Here is a 22,596-nt window from a genome sequence, read left to right as displayed (position 1 = left end):
TTTAACCACCTGAAGTGATTTTATGATTACAGATACCAGAAGTAGGACTTTCACACAGATTGCAGCCGGTAATTTCACCTTCTGAATTTCTAGTAAAGCTGCAACTTGTACAAGGATCTCCATTACATTCGTGCTCGACTTCAGGCTCACTGTTTTGAAACAATAAAAACGTTGCCGTTTCAAAATCGCTATAGTTAACAACCGCCTTATTTCGGCACGAAACACCTTCGGTTTGTCCAACTATATGAAATTCATTTAAGTTTTTATAATTAAGTTTATAAAATTTAAATTCATGAAGCAGTCTATCTTGCTTATCAACATCATATTTATTTAAAACCTCATTATATGTCATCCCAAGTTCTTTAGCTGTAACTTCGTCATAGAATTCACTATTGTAATCAGCTAGCTTTGATAATTCTTCATTACTCATCTGTTTGTCACCACCTATTTGTACGATTGCAAAAATCGTAACAATGAGAAGTAACAGAGTAGCGAATATTTTAATTCTTTGACTTTTTTGCATTTTACTTTCCCTTTGATTGAATTAATAGTTACAACCAATAAAATTGATACATTCATAACATTCCAACATTTTAATTATCATTATTTACTATCCATTTTTCCACTCTCTGGGCGGTTTTCCAGTATGTCTCTTAATAAACTTATTCAGAGCAATATCATCCTTTAAACCAAGCTCAAAAGCAATTTCATAGCAACTTATTTCTGATTTTTCTTTTATAAGCTCACAAAATTTTTCTAATCTAAATTCTATTAATTTTAGTTTGGGCCGTGCCTGGTAATGATTCCGAAATCTTCTGGAAAAGTATTTTGAGCTGTTATAATTCATCTCTTCAGCCCATTCCGTTACAGTCCGTATTTCTTTTATATTTTCCCGCGCAATCTGCAACGCGTTTTCCATTGGTTGTTTCATATATATATATATATGGTTTTAGATTTATCTTTTTAACTGGTTATTGCCTTTCACCAGTTAAATAAATGTCCTTCCAATGGATGAGTTGTACCCACCGCAAAAAGCGTTTCACCGCTAACGGTTTTTCCCCGTATTCATATTCAAGAGTATTAAATCATGTAAATGTTACAGTTTAAGTTCAAGATAATTTTGAAGCTAATCTTTAGTACTCCTTCAGAAACAAAGCGAATCACATTATTCGACCTTAGAAAAAAGAGCGTTAAGAAGATGACGGAATGAAGCGTTAAGAAAGAAATCAAACCGCATGTTACTTAACTTACCAGCAAGCCCGGTGATGGAGCATTGATTTCTTTTAGCGGAATGGAGTCAGCTTTAGCTCTTTTTTCGCAGTCGAGAGTTTTTGGTTCTTTTGTCGGTACAAAAGAACCAGGAAGGTGAATACGGGAAATTATTCTTTCTAAGGTATGGGAAACCGAAGCTTAAAATTTGATTAGCGATTAACGAACGGTGATTAACGATTTTTGAAGGAATGGTTCGGGAAGCCGGAGCTTCCGGGACTTCATTACGAAGATGGACCTTCGGAATAAGGACAACTGATTTGCGATAGACCGATGAACCGAACTGGGATGGACGATTTCTTTGCTGCATACTTGGACCGGAAGGTCCGGCATGGCATTCCCAACGGGGACGTTGGGAATGAGTTTAAAAAACCTCCGAGCGTCCAGCGGTCCTTGGAGCGTTCTGGGTTGGCCTCAGACCCGTAACGCTTGAAGGAGCTTCGCACGCTTCAAGGTTACTCCGATCTATCACGAAATCCATCTGACCGATAACCGGTCTGATGGATGGTTAAAGGCTGCGTTGCTCGAATTCAACCATCGGTCAGACGGGCTTGGAGCCGTCAGACCGAGAGAGGTTAGTGACAACTCAAAACTACCCTCACTCCAAGCCAACACGCTTAAAGATCACATCCACATTTCGGGTGTGGTGATCCAGGTTGAAAGCTTCATCGATCTCTTCTTGTGTTAAGGCTTCCGTGATCGTAGAATCAGCTTCCACGATGGGCTTGAAGAGTGTTTGTGATTCCCATGACTTCATAGCAAGCGGCTGAACGGTATCGTAAGCCTGTTCGCGCGGCATGCCCTTGTCGATGAGTTTGTGGAGGAGCCGCTGGGAGAATACCAGTCCCTGTGTTTTCCAGATGTTGGCTTCCATGTTGTCCTCAAATACCACCAGGTTTTCGATCACTCCGGCAAAGCGGTTTAGCATGTAATCGAGCAGAGTCGTGGCATCTGGCAGGATGATCCGCTCGGCGGAGGAGTGCGAGATGTCGCGTTCATGCCAGAGCGGGATATTCTCATAAGCAGTGACCATATATCCGCGAAGCACCCGGGCACAACCGGTGATATTCTCCGAACTGATGGGATTTCGTTTGTGGGGCATGGAAGATGAACCCTTCTGCCCTTTTCGAAAAGCTTCTTCGGCCTCTCTCAACTCACTGCGCTGCAGGTGTCGGACTTCCACCGCCATCTTCTCCATGGTTGAACCGATCAAAGCCAGCGTGGAAAGATAATAGGCATGTCGGTCGCGCTGCAGGGTTTGGGTGGAGATAGGCGCCGGGCTTAATCCTAATTTCTCACAGGTATATTCTTCTACTTCAGGAGGAATATTGGCAAAGGTTCCTACCGAGCCCGATAGCTTTCCAAATTCCACATCATCTGCGGCTTTCTTGAATCGCTCCAGATTTCGGTTCATTTCCGCATACCACAGGGCACATTTCAACCCAAAGGTGGTCGGCTCGGCGTGGATGCCGTGAGTCCGCCCCATCATCACCGTGTACTTGTGAGCTTTTGCTTTTTCAGCCAGTACATCCACGATCCGTTCCAGTCCTTCCAACAGAATAGCGTTGGCTTTTTTGAGTCGTACGCCCCAGGCGGTATCGACTACATCGGTAGAGGTTAGTCCGTAGTGCACCCATTTCTTTTCATCGCCAAGCGTTTCGGAAACGGCTCTTGTAAAGGCAACTACATCGTGTCGGGTTTCTGCTTCGATTTCTTTGATGCGGGCTACATCAAAACCGGCATTTTCGTAGAGTTTGTCCACATCCTCCATGGGAATCTTGCCGAGCTTGGCCCAGGCCCAGCAGGCAGCAAGTTCCACCTCCAGCCAGGCTTGAAATTGTTGTTCATCGGTCCAGAGGTCAGACATTTCCTTACGGGAGTAGCGAGAGATCATTTGATAATTTTTTCAGTTCAAAATTTCCCGTCTAAGATAGTGTTTTTCTCTCTGAGGTTTAAGATCAAATCTGCCTGAATTTTTGCTTTCAGGTTACTTATTCAATGGAACACGGATAACGCTGATCGGGCGGATGATCACAGATTTATTTAAGGAAAATAAATCCCGGAGGGATGAAAGTATATAGCCACGGGATTTATCCCGTGGTGGAAGAGCCACAATTCCAGTCCCAGAGAGACGGCCCTGCATTCGTTTGTACCTGCCGGGACTGTATTACTGAACCGGGATCTTCAAAACGGTACCTGATGGAATATTCTGATCTAAGTCCACTTGGTTTATAATAGCAACATCCAAAGGCTCAATGTCCATAGGTAAGGTATTGGGAAGAAAATCAGTGAATACCCCTGACCTTGAAGTGGTCACCAATTGTAGGCGTACCGGCTTAATATTCAAAATCTCTGAGTTCGTCAGGTTATCAAATCGGTTGGTAACCATGTCAAAGTCAGGCTTATAATCATCAAATTGTGCTGTAGTTGTATAGCTTAAAAACCGATAAATATTACCGCCGTGTCCGAGGGCCGTTAACTGAAGCTTGAGTTCCGTGCCGTCCTGTGCCTGTGCTGTAGCAACCCCCTGATAACCATTAAAACTATTTGCGGAGAAATTATTCTGTTCTATCACAGTAATCCCCTCCTGATTTAGAAAAGCCTTTACGGAGCTTTCAGGGGTATCATTTTCGGAATCAATGGTAAATTGCATGATGGCATCCTGAGACTCATTCACCATGATTACCGCTGAGGTTTGGTTATGCAAATTAAATCCTGAAGGCACCGGAAACTGGAATTCCAAATCCGGATGATAGAACATCCCGTTCCTTTCAAATCCCTCCCGTGGATTTTCGTCGAAGATGATATTATCGATCATTCCTAAAAATTCATCTCTATCAAGGATGGTTTGTTCATATCCCTTGTCCGCCCACTCTTGTGCAAGCCGGGGTATGGTTTGTTCTCGCTCTCCTGGATCAGGGTGACTGGAAAGAAGTGTTGGAATTCCACCTCCCTCGCTTTCGGATATACGCTTTAGGGACGTAAAAAACGCAGCGCCTTCCGCAGCCATATAGCTCTTCATTGCAGAATACTCAACGCCAAGCTCATCCGATTCTCTTTCTGCATCACGTCCATATTTCAAAAATAACAGCTGCGCCGTTTGGCTGCTGAGTTGTAAAATACTTGCGCCGTCATAACCCAATGATTGCCCCAAAATAGCTCCGCCAATTATAGCCAGCTGCCCAAACTGCTGGGTGGCTGCTCTTTGAGAAGCATGACGAGCAGCTACGTGTGCGATTTCATGGCCTAAAACAACCGCTAACTGGGCTTCATTATCCAGATGAGCCAGCAGTCCCCGGGTCACATATATATAACCTCCCGGTAACGCAAAAGCATTTACCACCGGGCTCTTTAATACTCTAAAGGTAAATTCTGTATCACGAAATTGCTCCGGTGTATCTTCCCTTCTCAAGTGACTGACTTCAAGGAGTGCCTGTCCAAGATCTGAAACATAATTTGAAAGCTCTTCATTTTCATAAAGACCATATTGTGCTATGATCTCACTGTCTGCTTGTTGTCCAATTTGAACTTCCTGTTCCCAACTGTAACCAAATGCACGCTTATTTCCTGAAACCGGATTTACACCGACTTTCATACATCCGTTCACCAAAACGGCGACAATCAAAATAATAGTATAACAACTCGATCTTTTAATCATAATCTTAGAATTTTAGTAGGCATTGGAGATTCACCATATATCTTAATAATAAATACAGACTTTTGTTCCGTTTCCTAAGAACTATGTAACAATATTCACTTCAGGTGTAAGATCTACCCCAAATTTTTCTTTGACTGAATGTTGAATGCGCTCAGCCAATGCCCAAATTTCCCCGCCGGTTGCTTTTCCGTAATTCACAATCACTAAAGCCTGCATTTTATGCACGCCGGCATCTCCAAACCGTCTGCCCTTCCATCCGCACTGATCTATGAGCCACGCAGCCGGTATTTTAACTTTTTCACCGGCCGGATAATGCGGTATTTCCGGATACTCTATTTTAAGCTGATTAAACTGCTTTTTTGAAATCACCGGGTTTTTAAAAAAACTGCCGGTATTTCCTATTTCAGCCGGATCGGGCAGTTTGCTTCTCCTTATTTCAATAACGGCGTCACTGACATCTTTTACCGTAGGGTCAGAAATCCCTTTTCTTTCCAGTGCATCCGATAGTGCTTTGTAGGAAGTATTTATTTTGGGGTTTTTATGGAGGCGTAATTTTACGCTCGTAATCACATATGCCCCTTTTAGTTCATTCTTGAATACACTGTCCCGATAACCAAATTTACATTCTTCTTTATTGAAACTCTGAATCTCCCCTGTTTCAATGTTAACCGCTTCAAGGCTGTCAAACACTTCCTCCAGCTCCACTCCATAAGCACCAATATTCTGAATAGGAGCAGCTCCAACGGAACCGGGGATTAAAGATAAATTTTCGATACCCCCCCACCCCTTTTCAATACAATAAATAACCAATTCATGCCAATTTTCACCGGCCCCGATTTTCAATAAAACACAGTCTTTATATTCGCGCTCAATTTCTATCCCTTTTATATCCATGTGAATGATCAATCCATCATAATCATCTATAAACAAGATATTACTACCTCCCCCCAGCATAAATTTTGAAAGACTCTGAAATTGTGAATCAGCCAAAAGAGTTTGTAGTTGTTGAACGGAAGAAATGGAAATAAAATACCGGGCTTTAGCAGTCAAACCCATGGTATTATATTCGGCGAGATTAAAGTTTTCCTGAATGGAAAGTGATTGGCTCATAAATTATTCAGCAGATGATTTTACTTCTTCGGGGTTTTCTACTTTCACCCTAACCTTTTTGATCCGGTTATTCTTCACGGAGTGCACCGTTAGCTCCATATTTTTGAAATTAATGCGCTCTCCTACTACCGGCAGACTTTCTGTAAGATGATAAATCAATCCGCCCAGCGTTTCATATTCATCCTCTTCTGTGGTGATTTCACAGTCCAGTATCTCTTCCATGTCATCCAAATCAATCTTGGCATCAAAAATATAAATACCGCTTTTGAAACGGGTATAAAGTCTTTCTTCCTCACCGGAATCATCGGTAATGTCACCCACAATTTCTTCAAGGATATCATCCATGGTTACGATTCCTTCAGTCCCTCCGTATTCATCAACCACGATAGCAATATGAGTTTTCTCTTGCTGAAAATCACGAAGTAAGTCGTCAAGCTTTTTGGTAGCTGGAATAAATAGTGCTTTCCTCGAAACCGTTTTCCAATTAAGTGACGGTTCTTCCTCTACGGCATTTAAGTATGGCAATACATCTTTGGCATAAAGCACACCTTGTATATTGTCTAGGTCACTTTCGATGAGCGGCATTCTGGAGAGGCCGTTTTCCCGGATTTTAGTAAGCACATCCTGTAACGAATCATCCAGGGAAACCGCAACAATATTTACTCTGGAGGTCATGATTTCCCGGACGGTGATATTACCAAAGCCAATTACATTTTCTATAATTTCCCGCTCATCTTCTTTGATTGATCCTTCCTGCTCCCCCATTTCAGCCATTGTGCGGATATCTTCGGAAGTCATTTTACTGGTTGGTTTCGGCAAATAGCGCTCAAGGCTTATGGTACTGTCAGCAATCAATTTTGCAAAAGGTTTCATCAGGATAAACAACACGTAAATAAAGGCGCTGTTAGTCCGGGAAACTTTAAGCGGATTGTTTATGGCAATGATTTTTGGGGTGATTTCACTCAGAATCAAAATCATAAAAGTTAAGACAAGGACTTCTATGGCATATACCAGTATTTCAGATAACCCAAAAGCAGCTACAATATCACCGGTAATTACCGCTGCTAATACCGACGCCACAATATTTGCAAACGTATTGCCAATTAGTATGGTAGCCAACAATCGCCTGGGTTTGTCCAACATTTTTATAATGCGATCATCGGCCGAGCCAAACGATTCGTCCTGCTTAAGGTCTTCCATTCTGTTTGAAAGAGAAAACAAGGCGACTTCTGAACCTGAAAACACCGCCGAAAAAGCCAGTCCTAAAAATAAAAAGAGAAGCTGAATCCCCAATATAACAGGGTCTATTCCATGAATAACGGTACTTTCACTCAATGTGAAAAGAGAATCTTGTACCAAACTGAAGGGATCTTCGATTGTATCCAATGAATAAAGTTATTTTTGATTAAGAGAATTTAAGAACACTTTCGGTATCTCTAAAATATAAGATTTTAGGTTAACCTGAGCTATATATAAAAAAACGGCATAAGAAACCCTTATGCCGTTTTAAGATAGATTAAGATAGTTTTTGTTTAAAATGGAAGATCATCATCCATATCATCAAAATTACTGTCAAGCTCTACATTGCTGCTCATGGGCTTACCACCGCCCTGATTTTGATTCTGAGCCTGGTCGCCACCTTGAGACGCTCCGCCTCCGGATGAACCTTTACTGTCAAGCATTACCATGCGCAATGCTTTAATTTCAGTAGTATAGCGTTTTTGCCCGTCCTTATCTTCCCACTGGCGGGTTTGGATAGGACCTTCAATATATACCTTTGAACCTTTGGTTAAATATTGCTGACAAATTTCAGCTGTTCGGCCCCAGGCAACAACACGATGCCATTCAGTGTTTTCCTGATATTCTCCGTTACTGTCTTTGTAACGCTCGCTGGTAGCTATATTTAAAGTAGCTACAGCTGTGTTCGATTGTGTGTACCGTACTTCCGGGTCTTGTCCCAGATTTCCTATTAACATTGCTTTGTTAAGTGAACTCATAACGTATCCTGTTTTTTGTTGTTTGTTTGCAATGTAAGAGTTAGTTCAGAACAATTCCTTACAAAAAAATTTCAAAAAATTTGCAATCATTAAGTCTTACTTAATGATTAGAATTTGATTTCACCCATAAAATTCTCTCTTAGAAAAGCTTCTCTGATTAATTATTTGATAAAAAGCCTCTATGAAAGGGTGGCTATAATAACTGTTTCTAAACTTGTAACATTTCTCTGGTTTTCCACTCTTGTTAGGAAAAACCAAGGCCATGATTTCTGAACGAATTATAGAAGATTATCTGGAACAAGAAGCTGAATACGAAGATAAGGTGATAAAACTTAAAATCACCCTGCTTATCCTGTCTGTCATCGGGCTTCTGTTTTTCTCAGTTTAGACCTGATATCATATTCTTTATCAATTATTGAATTATTAATTATTGAGAATTCGGTTTTCCTCTCTGTTGTTGGTATAATCCAATCATGGGTATTCAAAAAATTCCGTATTGGATCAAAATCGGGATTGGCATTCTAATTTGTAACATAGTTGGCTTAATAGCAGGATGGGTTACTGTTAATGCTATTCCAGATTGGTATGTTCAACTAAACAAGCCTTTTTTTAATCCGCCAGGCTGGCTTTTCGGGCCGGTATGGACGGTTCTATATACGTTTATGGGGATCTCGGCCGCGGCAATTTGGGAAGTTGGATTTGAACAGGAAAAAATAAAACATGCCTTGTCTATATTTGGAATACAGTTACTGCTGAACGGAATATGGTCTTTTCTGTTTTTTGGGTTTAAAAGTCCTTTATTAGCTTTTATAGAAATCATTGTTTTACTCATTGGAATCTTATTAACCATAAAAGTCTTCAAAAAGATAAAACCATGGACGGCCTGGCTTCTTTTACCTTATTTATTATGGGTAGTATTTGCATCGGTTTTAAATTTTGCTATCTACATACTTAATTAATTATATACAGTTCTTATTCAATGAATAAATCTTCAAATCGGAACAAATCGGGGCCATCAAACTGGGAATATCACGGCCAAAAACGACCTAAATTTGCTGATAAACCCAAAGAAGGACAGGAATCAGTGTGGGATTATCCCCGCCCCCCAAAATTAGCTTCTGATAACCGGGAAATACTGATAATCTTTGCCAACAAAATAATCGCCAGAACCACCAATGCTATTCGGGTTTTGGAAACAGGAAATCCTCCCGCTTTTTATATTCCCAAAACTGACATTAATATGGATTTTCTGAAAAAAACCCCGGGAGTTTCTCGCTGTGAATGGAAAGGGGAAGCTATTTATTGGAATGTGGTTATTGAAGATAAATTAGTTGAAAGAGTAGCTTGGTCTTACCCCCAGCCCAATCAGGAGTTTAGTAAAATTAAGAGCTATATATCTTTCTTCCCCTCTAAATTATTTTGTTATGTAAATGGAGAACATGTAAAACCTCAACCCGGCGGTTTTTACCCCGGCTGGATTACCAAAGAAATTACAGGCCCGGTCAGGGGAGAATCTGATGAAACCTATTTATAGCTTTCATTTGGAAAATCAGGTTTCACAAAATTTTATATCAAAACTTAGATCTTGGTTTTCGTAACTAAGTTTTTGAAGTTATAATTAACCAATCAACAATTAAAATGATGCACATGCTGGCAAAAAGATACTTTTCCGTTCTACTTTTCTTCCTGTTTATAACAGGAGTCAATACTCATGCCCAGGTCGATGAATCCTATTTTGACTACATGGACTTGTTTGACCTTCAGATGGTTTCCAGTCCTGAAATTTCTCCTGATGGAAATACTATTATCTATGAGCGGGTTCAATACGATGTAATGACCGATCGCAGGTTTGTGAATCTATGGACAATCTCATTTTCCGGGGAAGACCACCGGCCACTTACCTCGGGTAAAACCGGATACGGAAGTGTAACCTGGTCGCCAAGCGGAGATCGTATCGCCTACACTTCTTCTGAGGAAGGCTCTAATCAAATTTTTATTCGCTGGATGGATACCGGGGTATCTGCCTCTATCACTAATCTCACCGAAAGTCCGGGCAACCTCAGCTGGTCGCCTGATGGAACTAAGCTTTTATTCTCTAAATTTGTACCGGGTTCTTCTTCTGTGGTAAAGCCGGATATGCCTGCACCGCCTGAAGGCGCCAAGTGGGAAGAATCTGCACAAGTGATTGACAAAGTAAGATACCGCAATGATGGCGGCGGATATGTTGAGGATGGTTTCAGGCACGTTTTTGTTATTTCTGCAGAAGGGGGCGCACCGAGACAGCTGACTTCCGGGAATCACAATTTTGGTTCTCCATCATGGACACCCGATGGCAACATCATCTTTACCGCAGACCTATCTGAAAATGCGGATCTCGATCCCAATAATGAGCAAATCTATGAAATGGATATTGAGACCAGGGAAATGACTCAACTTACCGACAAAAGAGGCCCGCACAGCAATCCTAAAGTTTCCCCAAATGGTGAATTGATTGCATATACCGGCTATAAGGATGAATTTTTGGGTTACCAGTTAACCGAACTTTATATCATGGATCGTGACGGTTCAAACCTCCGGAAAATCTCAGATGATGTTGAACAAGATATTTCTTCTATCACGTGGGCAGCTGACAGTAAGTCTGTCTTTTTCAGATATGATGAAGAAGGAAACAGTAAAGTGGGCAATATCAAACTAAACGGCGACTTTGTCCAAATAGCTCTTAACCTTGGCGGCGCTTCAACCGGTCGCCCTTATGGAGGCGGATCCTATTCAGTAGCCGATAATGGCCGATTTGCCTATTCCGAAGTATCTCCAATCCGACCAAGTGAACTAGCCGTTGGTCAGGTTCCAACCCGAATGGCTACCAAAAAGATTACAAACCTAAACGCAGAACTTTTTAAAGCCAAAAAAGTTGGGAACGTTGAAGAGTTTTGGGTTGAATCATCCGTGGATAATTTCAAAACTCAGGGATGGATTATTACCCCTCCTGACTTTGATCCAAATAAAAAATACCCCATGATTCTGGAAATCCATGGCGGTCCTCATACCAATTATGGTCCGCGTTTTTCCCCTGAGCTCCAATTCATGGCCAGCCGTGGATATGTAGTGGTTTATACCAATCCCCGGGGAAGTACCAGCTACGGTGCTGATTTCGCTGCTTACATCAATCACAATTATCCCAGCGAAGACTATAATGATTTAATGGATGCCACGGATTACGTAATTGATCAAGGGTATATTGACGAAGACAACTTGTTCATTACCGGCGGAAGCGGTGGCGGAGTTTTAACAGCCTGGAGCATTGGCATGACCGATCGTTTTGCAGCTGCCGTTGTAGCTAAACCCGTAATCAACTGGTATAGCTTTGTACTCACTGCTGATGGTATTCCCTTTTTTAGCAAATACTGGTTCACGGAAAAGCCATGGGATGACCCTGAACAATATCTCGAGCGTTCCCCAATCTCATTGGTTGGTAATGTAACCACCCCAACCATGCTTCTAACCGGCCAACAGGATTATCGGACTCCAATGAGTGAAACCGAACAATACTATTCGGCACTCAAACTGCAAGATGTTGATGCAACCATGGTTCGTATTGCAGGTTCAGGGCACAGTATTTATGCTAAGCCAAGTAATCTGTTTAGAAAAGTCGGATATATAACCGGTTGGTTTGATCGATATAAGAATTAACCAGTAGCTTTCAGCGATCAGTTTTCAGCTTTCAGTTTTTTCTCATCCACCTGGAGACGACCTAAAACTGAAAGCTGAAGTCTGACTGCTGATACCTCAAATAAATGCTTCATTAACCTGACAGGATTCAATATCTTCTCGCAAAAGAAAATCAATCTTTAAGAATTCTTTAATGGTATTTGCGGTAAACCTCCCTTTTTTGAATGAGATCGTTGCACTTTTTCTGGTGAGTGTAGTCATCGCGTACATTTGCTATAAGATCAAATTAGTCCCTATTGCTGGTTTTTTGATCGCCGGCGTAATTATTGGCCCTAATGCGCTTGGCCTTGTTCAGGATCAGGAATTAGTGGATATGTTGGCCGAAATTGGCATCATTTTGCTGTTATTTACCATTGGGATTGAATTTAGCCTGGATAAGCTCGCCCGAATTCGAAATGCTATCTTTGTCGGCGGTGGATTACAGGTTTTGTTAAGCGTAGCTGCCGTTATAGGGACTCTCATGCTCTTCGATGTAGAGTGGAAAGTGGCTATTTATACCGGCTTTTTAGTAGCATTAAGTTCCACAGCTATTATTTTGGGTTTGCTAAGTGAGCAGGGTAAAACCGATACTCCCGTCGGGAGGCTTTCTCTGGCAGTACTGATATTCCAGGATTTTGCGATTATTGCGATGGTGTTGCTTGTGCCCATTTTATCCGGGGAAAGTGACTCTGTTCAGGATGTATTTATTGTACTTGGAAAGGCTGTCTTGTTAATCGCTATGGTAGTGATTCTCGCCCGAAGAATTGTCCCCTGGATTTTAGAAAAAGTGGCCCAAACCCGCCGACAGGAACTCTTTCTTCTGACCGTAATGGCCATCTGCTTTGGGACTGCAGCTTTAACAAATTTAGCGGAAGTCAGCCTTGCATTGGGCGCTTTTTTAGCGGGCTTAGTTGTGAGCGAAAGTCATTACAGTGATCATGCACTCAGTGAAATCCTGCCCCTTAAGACCATCTTCAACGCCGTTTTCTTTGTGTCCGTTGGCATGTTGCTGGATATTCAATTTGTATTTGAACACCCCTTGTTACTTTTAGGGGTTGCATCCGGGGTATTGGTACTTAAATTCATTCTGAGTTCAGTAAGCTTATTGGTTCTGGGATATCCCGTCCGTATAGCCGCTGCTACAGGTATTGTTTTGGCTCAAATCGGAGAATTTTCCTTTGTATTGGAACGAGCCGGACGCCCTGCGGGATTGACTCCGGGCGGATTTGGGGAAATGGGTTCTCAAACCTTCATTGCTGTTTCCGTATTGTTGATGCTCCTCACTCCCCTGTTTTTAAGAGTGAGTCCAAAAATTGGCGACTTACTTGCTAAAACACCACTAAGGAGAATGGGTAAAAAACGAAAAGAATCTGGCTCATCCGTTGAAAAAATAGACCTTGAAGATCATGTGATTTTGGTTGGATATGGTCCGGCTGGAAGAAATCTGGCTAAGGTATTCAAAGAAACCGGTATTCCTTTTATTGTAATTGAAATGAATCCAAGATCGGTAAATGAAATGCATGAAAAGGGAATTAATGCCGTATATGGGGACGCATCACGTACCCATATTTTGGAGCATGCACAAATTTACAGTGCCAAATTATGCGTGATCGCCATTAATGATCCCGATGTGAATCCACGCATTATAAAACTGGCCAAATACCTGAACCCAACTATTCAGACCATTGTACGTACCCGGTACCTCTCTGAAGCTGATTTTTTAGAAAAAAGCGGAGCTGACAAAGTAGTTCCTGAAGAAATGGAAACTACGGTTCGTCTGTTTTCCAGTGTGTTAAATGCATATATGATCCCTGACGAAGAAATTGAGCAGCACATTCGGGAATTGCGGGCTGAAGATTACCAGATCATGCGAGGGAGTATTCAAGAAGCCCACCTAATGGTTTTACAGGGACTGGATGAAGAAGGATTACACACCCGTGCTGTTTTAGTCAGGGAAGGCTCTTACGCGGCCAACAAAACCCTGTCCGATCTGAAGCTGAGAAACAAATATGAGATTACCGTTTTAACGGTAAATCGCGGTGGTAAAAATGTGGGCAATCCATCCGGTGATTTTAAACTTGAAGCCGGTGATCGCTTGGTAATGGTAGGACTTGCTTCACGCTTTGCCGATGCCGCGGATATCTTTCGCGAAGAATTTTCATCCGGTGAATTTGACGAGTAAAATAAAACTGCTCTTGTTTTGATTCCAACTTATTTATATTGATAATGCTTGTGGCAGTTTCGAATGCATTTCATTAATCGAGGGAAAAAGCTGACTTCTCATTTATCCATTCTGTTTTTGACTGACAGTAAATAAGCCTCAGTTCGTGATTAATATCTTACCCCCTTCAAAATGAAATTTTTAATACTCACGGCGACTTTACTCTTAAGTTCATACCCTGTTATTGGACAAAACTTTAATCCGAAACTGGATCATTTAACCATTTTGGTTGAAGACCTTGAAGTAAGTGCTGATTTTTATAAAAACATTCTACAACTTGAAGAAATAGAAACCCCTTGGGGCGTTAATCCTTCCATTAGATTTTTCTCTATTGGGGGTGGTCAACAACTGCATGTGACAAATGTGGATGCAGACAGTATAAAATTAAATAAAGTAGTTCATATTGCTTTTAATGTTGAAGGATTCGATTCCTACCTCACCTTTTTAAAAGAGAAGGGGATTGGCTATTCAAACTTTGCAGGTGACAGCAAAGTTCCACAAGTAAGACCAGATGGAGTGCTACAAGTATATTTTCAAGACCCGGATGGATACTGGATCGAAATTAATAATGCTAAATACTAGGTGTAGTTATACAAATTGTAAGGGCATATTCGTAATACACCCTTACAGTTTTGATTCTTTAAAATTATTTCCATCCCCCCAGAATAAACCCCATTAAAGTAAAAACTACGGTCCAAAATCCGCCGTTAATAAAGATGTATTTCCAGGATTTTTGCTCATACAGGGCATTCACCCCTATAGCCATTGCTACCCATCCAAAGCCGGTAAGGAAACCGTAAAAAGCCCCGTTGCTTGCATTAATCATATCTGCAGAGGCTGGATCGCCATAAAAAAACATAGCCAGACAAATAGCCATGACAAATTGAAATACAAAGGTAAAACCGAATATTTTTGCCATATTTCCTTTTTGGGCATCCTCTTCTGTCATACCAACAGCATTCATCCAGGGTTTTCCGAATAAAGGTCCGTACCATATAAAACCAATCGCAAATCCAACAAGTGAAGCGGCTATTACAGCCAGCCAGTTTATTGCAGAAATTTCCATAATTTTGTCCTCATATAATTAGTTAAACCTTTCTTTTTTAGTCTTCCCGATTCTCTGTTAACTACTGAATCTCAATGAATTAACAAAAATTACTTCTTTGCCACAATAACTTCAGATTATTTATCCGAAATTTATTTCATTCCTCCAAGCTTTTGGTATAGATTTCTTACCTTTGATATTCAAAAGATTTAAGAATGAAAGTTGCTATATGAAATATCCTGATTTCAATCAGACGATCCCTATTGATCACGTTGGTGTAGAAGAACGAGTGGCTCGTTTAAATTCCCGCAGTATCAAGAAAGAATCCAAGCTGCAGGCCCTTAAACTTGCACTAAGCATGATTGACCATACTACGCTTGAGGGAAAGGATTCGCCCGGGAAAGTGATCCAGCTCTGTAAAAAAGCAAAGCAGCCTCATCCGCCCATTCCTGATTTACCTACTGTAGCCGCCGTTTGTGTATATCCACGAATGGTGGAAATAGCCAAAAAAGAACTAAAAGGAAGTGGAGTTAATGTAGCGAGTGTGGCAACAGCTTTTCCAAGTGGACAGGCACCCCTTTCGATGCGATTGGAAGATACCCGATTTGCCGTTTCTAAAGGGGCAGATGAAATTGATATGGTAATCAGCCGGGGTGCTTTTTTGAATGGTGAATACAATCTGGTTTTTGATGAAATTGCGGCCGTCAAAGAAGCATGCGGTGATGCTCACCTGAAAGTAATCCTGGAAACAGGAGAATTACATTCTTTGGAAAATGTGCGTAAAGCCAGTGATTTGGCAATGCATGCCGGTGCAGATTTTATCAAAACATCTACCGGGAAAGTGAGTCCGGCAGCAACTCAACCTGTTACTTTGGTAATGCTGGAAGCAATCCGTGATTTTTACTATGATACCGGGAAAATGATCGGAATGAAGCCCGCCGGGGGAATCCGAACTGCGAAACAAGCCATCCAATATTTGGTTATAGTTAAAGAAACCTTAGGAGCTGACTGGCTAAATAAGGATTATTTTCGATTTGGCGCCAGCTCCCTTACCAACGATCTGCTTATGCAAATTGTGAAACAACAAACCGGCCACTATCAATCTCTTGATTACTTCAGTAATGACTGATTTACTTTTCACAGATATAAAAAAACTTTGAACTAAGTTAGAATCACCATGTCCGAGACCGAAACAAAAGAAACTACTTACAAACCAACTTCACCCAATTCAAAACTGGATTTTGCGTCCATTTGGGAATATGCTCCTGCACCGCAAGAATCTGGTTTTGCAGAAATCAAAGATCGTTATGATTTGTTCATTGATGGAAAGTTCGTCAAACCCTCTAAAGGCCGTTATTTTAAGAGTACAAATCCGGCTAACGAAGAGATAATCACTGAATTTGGTGAGGCTACAAAAAAGGATGTTGATAAAGCAGTAAAAGCGGCTCGAAAAGCATATGAGGGCGAATGGTCTCGTATTTCTCCCAAAGAAAGGGGTAAATACATTTATCGAATTGCTCGGATGTTACAGGAACGGGCCAGAGAATTTGCGGTACTGGAATCCATGGACGGAGGTAAACCGATTCGTGAATCCCGTGATGTCGATATTCCGTTGGTTGCCGCGTATTTCTTTTATTACGCCGGGTGGGCCGATAAACTTGAATATGCTTTTCCCGGTAAAAAACCAGAACCTTTAGGGGTATGTGGTCAAATCATACCCTGGAATTTCCCGTTACTAATGCTGGCCTGGAAAATAGCCCCGGCTCTGGCTTGTGGAAATACCGTAGTGCTTAAACCTGCTGAAACCACTTCACTCACAGCTTTAAAGTTTGCTGAGTTAGTTAAAGATGCAGGGCTTCCTGATGGTGTCGTGAATATTATAACAGGAGCCGGACAAACAGGTGCCGAAATTGTAAACCACCCCGGAATTGACAAAATCGCATTTACCGGTTCAACGAATGTGGGTAAAATCATTCAAAAATCTTTAGCCGGAACCGATAAAAAGTACACGCTGGAACTTGGAGGAAAAGGAGCATTGGTAATTTTTGAAGATGCCCCAATCGATCAAGCCGTTGAAGGCATTATTAATGCCATTTATTTCAATCAGGGGCATGTATGTTGTGCCGGCTCCCGATTATTGGTCCAGGAAGGTGTAGCCGATAAGGTTATCACCAAATTAAAAGATCGCCTCGAAACTTTGATTGTAGGTGATCCGTTGGATAAAAATACGGACATCGGGGCTATCAACTCTAAAGAGCAATTCGAAACCGTAAATAAATATTTGGAATTGGGTGTTGAGGAAGGCGCCGATATCTATCAAAGTAAATGCAAAATTCCTGAGAATGGATATTTTATTCGTCCTACCCTGTTTACCAATGTCTCCCAGTCAAACCGAATTGTACAGGAAGAGATATTTGGCCCGGTATTGACCGTACAAACTTTCCGCACGGCTGATGAAGGCATCGAAAAAGCCAACAATACTCCCTACGGATTGGCAAATGGCGTTTGGACTGACAAAGGTTCCAAAATATTTAAAGTAGGCAATGGAATGAGGTCGGGAGTCATATGGGCTAACACCTATAACAAGTTTGACCCTACCTCCCCATTTGGCGGTTATAAAGAAAGTGGTGTTGGCCGGGAAGGCGGAATGCACGGATTAGCTGCATATACAAAAATTTAACTGTAAAAGATTACAACCATGTCTGAGAAAAGAATTGACGTAAAGAAAACTTATAAAATGTATATCGGAGGAGGATTCCCGCGCAGTGAGTCCGGCCGTACATATAAAGTATATGACAGCGACAAAAACTTGGTGGCCGATGCCTGCCAAGGTTCCCGTAAGGATTTTAGAGAGGCTGTAAAAGTAGCCCGCAGTGCTTTCAGTGGCTGGAGTGGTCGCAGTGCTTATAACCGCGGACAAATTCTCTACCGCATAGCCGAAATGATGGAAAATAGACGAGATCAGTTCATGCAGGAATTAGGGCCTATAGGTTTTAAAACCTCTGAGGCCGAAGCTGATATTAATGCAGCTATTGACCGGCTGATTTACTATGCAGGATGGACCGATAAATATCAACAAGTTTTTGGTTCCATTAACCCTGTAGCCAGTGCTCACTTCAACTTCAGTATGCTGGAACCAACGGGAGTAGTTACGGCTTTTGCCCCCGAAAACAGTCCTCTTTTGGGACTTGTTTCCGTGATCGCCCCAATAATATCAGGAGGAAATACTTGTGTGATTTTGGCATCCGAAGCCCATCCACTGCCGGCTATCAGTTTTGCGGAAGTATTGAATTCATCAGATGTACCCGGGGGAGTCGTTAATATTTTAACGGGGTCCAGAAAAGAATTAGCGGAACATTTTAGTTCACATATGGATGTAAATGCATTGTGCTATACGGATGAACTACCCAAAGAAATAAAAACATTGATAGACGAGAATGCCTCGCTTAACGTTAAACGTGTTATAAAACGCCCGGTTAATGATTGGTATGGAGAGAACGCACAATCTCCTTATTTTCTGACTGATTTTCAGGAAACTAAAACCACCTGGCATCCCGTTGGATTTTAAAACTCAGCTATGAAATATCTTTCTATATTAATTTTGATAATTTCAGCAGTAGCATGTTCTACTTCCGAGCAAACTGTACGGGATGCAATGGATGACTTCAGGGAAAATTATGAGGATGAAGGAGTTATCTCAGGGCTGAATTTTGAAGATTTCCGAACCCGGCTTTCCGATGCATACACATACCGCGAAAATAAGATACCTGATGCTTTCAACCGGGTCAAAGTTCAGCAAGAGGAAAAGAAAAATTTGTACGAAGGGTACCGCATTCAAATTTATTCCGGGCAAAATATGGTGGGAGCTGATACCACAGCAGCCCTGTTCAGAGCTTGGGCAGACACTACAATTGCAGGCTACCAACCAAATACTTATGTGTTCTTTCGAGCCCCCTATTTTCGGGTACATGTAGGAGATTTCCACGATCGAGACAAAGCTATACAATTCTCAAATATTGTTAAACGTCGCTTCAGAGATGCCTGGGTTGTTTATGATAAGGTAAACCCAAATAATGTGCCTTCTGATACAACCACTATTGAAACCAAACAATAACATTTATCCTGAACAATTCTCTGCCCCTTCATTAAACTGTTAAATGTATTCAGGCGTTATATTCTTTGACTTTTCCTGTTGTATTTGAAACAACTCGAATAAAACAAAACTTTTTGGTTATTATTACGAAGAAGCATTAAACATGAATTTAGAAAAGTCAGCTAATTGGGTTTAAAAAACGAAGCACAATCCGGATACGGTACTAAGAAGTTTTACCAAGAATATGTTTCCGGCATGAGCCGAGAACGCTTTTCTAAAGAACTCTCTGCAGATACCGAACGCCTTAAACTGGTTTATAAAGAGGCCGTAGAAGACATTGAACGACAGCAAGGGCAACAACTTCCAGGGCATGTCAAATTTCTTCGTCTCTTTTCAGACCTTACCCAGCGACTGAATCCAACCAGAAGATTAATTTTTGGGCTGGGTTCTGTTAGTTTTGTTGCTTACTACCTGCTTAATTTTTTCGGGATTCTGGAATTTTTCTTGATCGGAGACCTGCTTCTCCCCTTTGGTTTCTTATCAATGTTTATGTTGCTGCTTATTGAACTACTGGAAAAATCGGATGTGCAAAAAGAAATTGACTTAGCCCGGGATATTCAGCTAAGCCTGCTTCCCGGAACCTCATTGAATAAAGAGAATCTGGAAGTATATTCTTTTGCCCATACTGCAAAAGAAGTAGGCGGAGATTATTTAGATGTAATTGAAACTGAGCGGGGCACCTATGTAATCATTGCCGATGTTTCCGGCAAGGGCCTGAGCGCCGCTCTTTACATGGTTCGCCTACAGGCATTGGTAAGTATGATTATCGAAAAAGAACAACCTACCCCCAAAGAACTCTTTCTCCAATTAAATAATTACATAAAAAGTAACAGCAGAGACAAAACCTTTGTAACCGGTTGTGTGGCCTTTTTCCCAAATGATGAGGATCATTTCGAATATATTCGGGCAGGACATAACATCCCCATCTATTATAACAAAGAACGTGATACTACTTTCAAATTGAAATCAAACGGTTTTGCTTTGGGTATGACCTCCACCAAACTCCTTGATAAAAATATGGAAGTGAAGAAATTTCACTTTAAACCCGGAGACTCTGTTTTATTTTACACCGACGGTTTAAATGAAGCTCGTAACGAACATAATGAAGAATATGGTGAAGAGCGTATAGAATCCCTGATGGAAATATACGGATCTCTGCATGCCAAGACCATCATCGGAAAAGTCCAATCTTCACTTGAAACTTTTATCGGTTCCGTAGATCCACTGGACGATGTAACCTTTACCTGTATACATCGCCCAAGCAAGTAGCAGTGGATTTTTGATTACTAATTTATTTACCCAGTGCCGCTTTAACTACAGCATCGGAAGTAATTCCAAAGTGCTCATATAGCTCTTCATAAGGTGCTGACTCTCCAAAAGTATTTAACCCAATGGACTTTCCTTCCGGCCCAACATAGCGTTCCCATCCAAAGGTTGATCCTGCTTCTATAGATACCCGGTTAGTTACCGACTCAGGAAGCACAGACGCTTTGTAAGGCTCGTCCTGATTTTCAAACAACTCCCAGCTTGGCATACTCACTACACGAGCATCAACGCCTTTATTTGCAAGCTTCTTCTTCGCTTCAACAGCATACTGAAGCTCAGATCCCGTTCCTATCAGAATAGCATCCGGCGTTTCTTTTTCGGAATCTGCAAAAATATAACCTCCTTTTTGAACCAAAGATGCCTTGTTATTTTCATCTCTGGCAAATGTAGGCAAATTTTGTCGTGTCAATACCAAAAGGGTGGGTCCTGTTGTATTCTCAATCGCTGACTTCCATGCATACGAAGTTTCATTGGCATCACCCGGTCTAAGAACTGTAATGTTCGGCATAGCCCTTAAACTGGCCAAATGCTCAATAGGTTGGTGTGTGGGGCCATCTTCACCTAAACCAATACTGTCATGCGTTAAAACAAAAATTGAATTTGTTTTCATTAATGCAGCCAATCTGATTGCCGGCCGCATATAATCTGTAAACACAAAGAAAGTAGCCCCATAAGGAATCAATCCGCCATGAAGGGAAATTCCATTTACTGCCGCTCCCATCCCATGTTCCCGAACTCCAAAATGAACCGTGCGACCGGTTGGTTTATCTACAATAAACGAACCATAGCCTTCTATATCGGTTTTTGTGCTTCCGGCAAGATCGGCAGAACCTCCAAATAAATTAGGAACCGTTTCCTTGATAGCATTAATCACTTTTCCTGAAGCTGCCCGACTTGCCATCCCCTTTTCATCTTCTTTAAAAACAGGAAGGCTGGTTTCTAATTCTGGGGAAAGTTCACGTTTTATCCAACTTTTAAAAGATTTGGCTTCTTCAGAAAAGGAACTTTCGAACTTAGCCACTGCCTCATTCCATTCTTTCTCTGCCTGTTCCCCTTTATTAACCTCTTCTCTGAATTTATTGAGAGCTTCTTCAGGTATATGAAATGTTTTATCAGTATCCCAATTATAGGCCTGTTTAGTCAACTTTATTTCCTCTTCTCCCAAAGGTGATCCGTGAGATGCCTCACTGTCTTGCTTATTTGGACTTCCAAACCCAATATGGGTTTTGCAAACAATAATAGAGGGCTTATCACTCACAGATTGCGCCTCTTCAATAGCTGAAGTAATTTCATCGTGATTATGCCCATCAATTTCTACTACATGCCAATTATATGCTTCAAACCTTTTAGGTACATCCTCTGTAAAGGCAAGGTCTGTTGACCCCTCAATAGAAATCCTGTTTGAATCATATAGATAAATTAATTTACCCAGTCCCATATGACCTGCCATTGATGCAGATTCGTGAGAAATTCCTTCCATCAAATCCCCATCACTTACAATGGCATAAGTGTAATGATCAACTACCTTATGATCTTTTTGATTAAACTTAGCGGCTAGAAAATGCTCCGCCATAGCCATCCCAACTCCGGTCCCAAAACCCTGCCCAAGAGGACCGGTGGTGGTTTCAACCCCCGGAGTCATGCCATATTCGGGATGCCCCGGAGTTTTACTTCCCATCTGCCTGAAATTTTTAATTTCGTCAAGACTCAAATCATAACCAGTCAAATGGAGTAAACTATAAATGAGCATAGAACCGTGGCCGGCAGAAAGAATAAAACGATCCCGGTCAAACCAATCTGGGTTCTTGGGACTGTGCTTTAAAAATTTTGTCCACAGTATATAAGCAACATCTGCCATTCCCATTGGCATTCCGGGATGACCGGAGTTCGCTTTTTCCACTGCATCGATAGATAAGGTTCTTATAGTATTAACGCATAGGTTGTCAAGTTTTGAAGCGGGCATGAGTGAGTGTTGATTAAATTATTTTCGTTTCGATTTTATGAGACCGACAAGATACCAAATGCCATCTTTGTATAAAAAGGGAATAAGAAATAATAACATAAAAAAAGCCACGCTCGGTAAGAACGTGGCTTAATCTTTTCATTTTC

Annotated in this window: 20 protein-coding genes; 11 read left to right on the top strand and 9 right to left on the bottom strand. The window is 41.4% G+C overall.

Features of this window, described 5'->3' with window-relative positions; translation table 11 throughout:
* Position 1 precedes the first annotated feature (1 nt).
* The 7 genes from HUJ22_RS03085 to HUJ22_RS03055 form a co-directional block, all read right to left on the bottom strand.
* On the bottom strand, positions 2-523 hold the full coding sequence (locus HUJ22_RS03085) for a hypothetical protein (RefSeq protein ID WP_290873597.1): 522 nt from the start codon (positions 521-523) through the stop codon (positions 2-4).
* 87 nt (positions 524-610) lie between these two features.
* Positions 611-931 carry a helix-turn-helix domain-containing protein gene (locus HUJ22_RS03080; RefSeq protein WP_290873594.1) on the bottom strand — a complete coding sequence of 107 codons (321 nt, stop codon included), beginning with the start codon at positions 929-931 and terminating at the stop codon, positions 611-613.
* A gap of 936 nt (positions 932-1,867) precedes the next feature.
* Positions 1,868-3,163: an adenylosuccinate lyase gene (gene purB / locus HUJ22_RS03075; RefSeq protein ID WP_290873591.1), complete on the bottom strand. Its 1,296-nt coding sequence runs from the start codon at positions 3,161-3,163 to the stop codon at positions 1,868-1,870.
* Between the two features lie 273 nt (positions 3,164-3,436).
* Positions 3,437-4,927 carry a M48 family metalloprotease gene (locus HUJ22_RS03070; protein ID WP_290873588.1) on the bottom strand — a complete coding sequence of 497 codons (1,491 nt, stop codon included), beginning with the start codon at positions 4,925-4,927 and terminating at the stop codon, positions 3,437-3,439.
* 81 nt (positions 4,928-5,008) lie between these two features.
* Positions 5,009-6,037: a UDP-N-acetylmuramate dehydrogenase gene (gene murB / locus HUJ22_RS03065; protein WP_290873585.1), complete on the bottom strand. Its 1,029-nt coding sequence runs from the start codon at positions 6,035-6,037 to the stop codon at positions 5,009-5,011.
* A gap of 3 nt (positions 6,038-6,040) precedes the next feature.
* Entirely contained in the window at positions 6,041-7,423 is a 1,383-nt protein-coding gene (locus tag HUJ22_RS03060; RefSeq protein WP_290873582.1) for a CNNM domain-containing protein, read from the bottom strand.
* Between the two features lie 146 nt (positions 7,424-7,569).
* Positions 7,570-8,034, bottom strand: a complete 465-nt coding sequence (locus HUJ22_RS03055) for a single-stranded DNA-binding protein (RefSeq protein ID WP_290873579.1) — start codon at positions 8,032-8,034, stop codon at positions 7,570-7,572.
* 262 nt (positions 8,035-8,296) lie between these two features.
* On the opposite strand from HUJ22_RS03055, the gene HUJ22_RS03050 reads away from it, so the two are divergent.
* The 6 genes from HUJ22_RS03050 to HUJ22_RS03025 all read left to right on the top strand — a co-directional run bounded on the left by HUJ22_RS03050 (position 8,297) and on the right by HUJ22_RS03025 (position 14,545).
* Entirely contained in the window at positions 8,297-8,422 is a 126-nt protein-coding gene (locus tag HUJ22_RS03050; RefSeq protein ID WP_290873576.1) for a hypothetical protein, read from the top strand.
* 85 nt (positions 8,423-8,507) lie between these two features.
* The gene (locus tag HUJ22_RS03045) at positions 8,508-8,993 is read left to right on the top strand and encodes a TspO/MBR family protein (protein WP_290873574.1); all 486 of its coding nucleotides are present in this window, start codon (positions 8,508-8,510) and stop codon (positions 8,991-8,993) included.
* Positions 8,994-9,013: 20 nt separating this feature from the next.
* A complete protein-coding gene (locus tag HUJ22_RS03040) occupies positions 9,014-9,568 on the top strand; it encodes a DUF427 domain-containing protein (protein ID WP_290873571.1) in 555 nt (184 codons plus the stop codon).
* Between the two features lie 113 nt (positions 9,569-9,681).
* Positions 9,682-11,724, top strand: a complete 2,043-nt coding sequence (locus tag HUJ22_RS03035; protein WP_290873568.1) for a S9 family peptidase — start codon at positions 9,682-9,684, stop codon at positions 11,722-11,724.
* A 172-nt stretch (positions 11,725-11,896) separates the two neighbouring features.
* On the top strand, positions 11,897-13,924 hold the full coding sequence (locus tag HUJ22_RS03030; protein WP_290873563.1) for a monovalent cation:proton antiporter family protein: 2,028 nt from the start codon (positions 11,897-11,899) through the stop codon (positions 13,922-13,924).
* Between the two features lie 171 nt (positions 13,925-14,095).
* Positions 14,096-14,545: a VOC family protein gene (locus HUJ22_RS03025; protein WP_290873560.1), complete on the top strand. Its 450-nt coding sequence runs from the start codon at positions 14,096-14,098 to the stop codon at positions 14,543-14,545.
* 64 nt (positions 14,546-14,609) lie between these two features.
* Here HUJ22_RS03025 and HUJ22_RS03020 read toward each other — a convergent pair whose 3' ends face one another.
* The gene (locus tag HUJ22_RS03020; RefSeq protein WP_290873557.1) at positions 14,610-15,029 is read right to left on the bottom strand and encodes a DUF1761 domain-containing protein; all 420 of its coding nucleotides are present in this window, start codon (positions 15,027-15,029) and stop codon (positions 14,610-14,612) included.
* Positions 15,030-15,237: 208 nt separating this feature from the next.
* Between HUJ22_RS03020 and deoC the strand changes: the two genes are divergently transcribed.
* The 5 genes from deoC to HUJ22_RS02995 all read left to right on the top strand — a co-directional run bounded on the left by deoC (position 15,238) and on the right by HUJ22_RS02995 (position 20,430).
* Complete coding sequence (gene deoC, locus HUJ22_RS03015; protein ID WP_290873554.1) at positions 15,238-16,137, top strand: deoxyribose-phosphate aldolase; 900 nt, start codon at positions 15,238-15,240, stop codon at positions 16,135-16,137.
* A gap of 48 nt (positions 16,138-16,185) precedes the next feature.
* Complete coding sequence (locus HUJ22_RS03010) at positions 16,186-17,688, top strand: aldehyde dehydrogenase family protein (RefSeq protein WP_290873551.1); 1,503 nt, start codon at positions 16,186-16,188, stop codon at positions 17,686-17,688.
* Positions 17,689-17,706: 18 nt separating this feature from the next.
* On the top strand, positions 17,707-18,576 hold the full coding sequence (locus HUJ22_RS03005) for an aldehyde dehydrogenase family protein (protein ID WP_290873548.1): 870 nt from the start codon (positions 17,707-17,709) through the stop codon (positions 18,574-18,576).
* A 9-nt stretch (positions 18,577-18,585) separates the two neighbouring features.
* A complete protein-coding gene (locus tag HUJ22_RS03000) occupies positions 18,586-19,122 on the top strand; it encodes an SPOR domain-containing protein (RefSeq protein ID WP_290873545.1) in 537 nt (178 codons plus the stop codon).
* Between the two features lie 165 nt (positions 19,123-19,287).
* The gene (locus HUJ22_RS02995; RefSeq protein ID WP_290873542.1) at positions 19,288-20,430 is read left to right on the top strand and encodes a PP2C family protein-serine/threonine phosphatase; all 1,143 of its coding nucleotides are present in this window, start codon (positions 19,288-19,290) and stop codon (positions 20,428-20,430) included.
* A 22-nt stretch (positions 20,431-20,452) separates the two neighbouring features.
* Here the strand turns inward: HUJ22_RS02995 and tkt are convergent, their stop codons facing one another.
* Entirely contained in the window at positions 20,453-22,450 is a 1,998-nt protein-coding gene (tkt, locus tag HUJ22_RS02990) for a transketolase (protein WP_290873539.1), read from the bottom strand.
* Between the last annotated feature and the right edge of the window lie 146 nt (positions 22,451-22,596).

Origin of the sequence: Gracilimonas sp., from assembly GCF_014762685.1 — a bacterium.
In the GTDB taxonomy this organism is placed as follows: domain Bacteria; phylum Bacteroidota; class Rhodothermia; order Balneolales; family Balneolaceae; genus Gracilimonas.
This window is presented reverse-complemented; position numbering and strand designations above follow the sequence as displayed.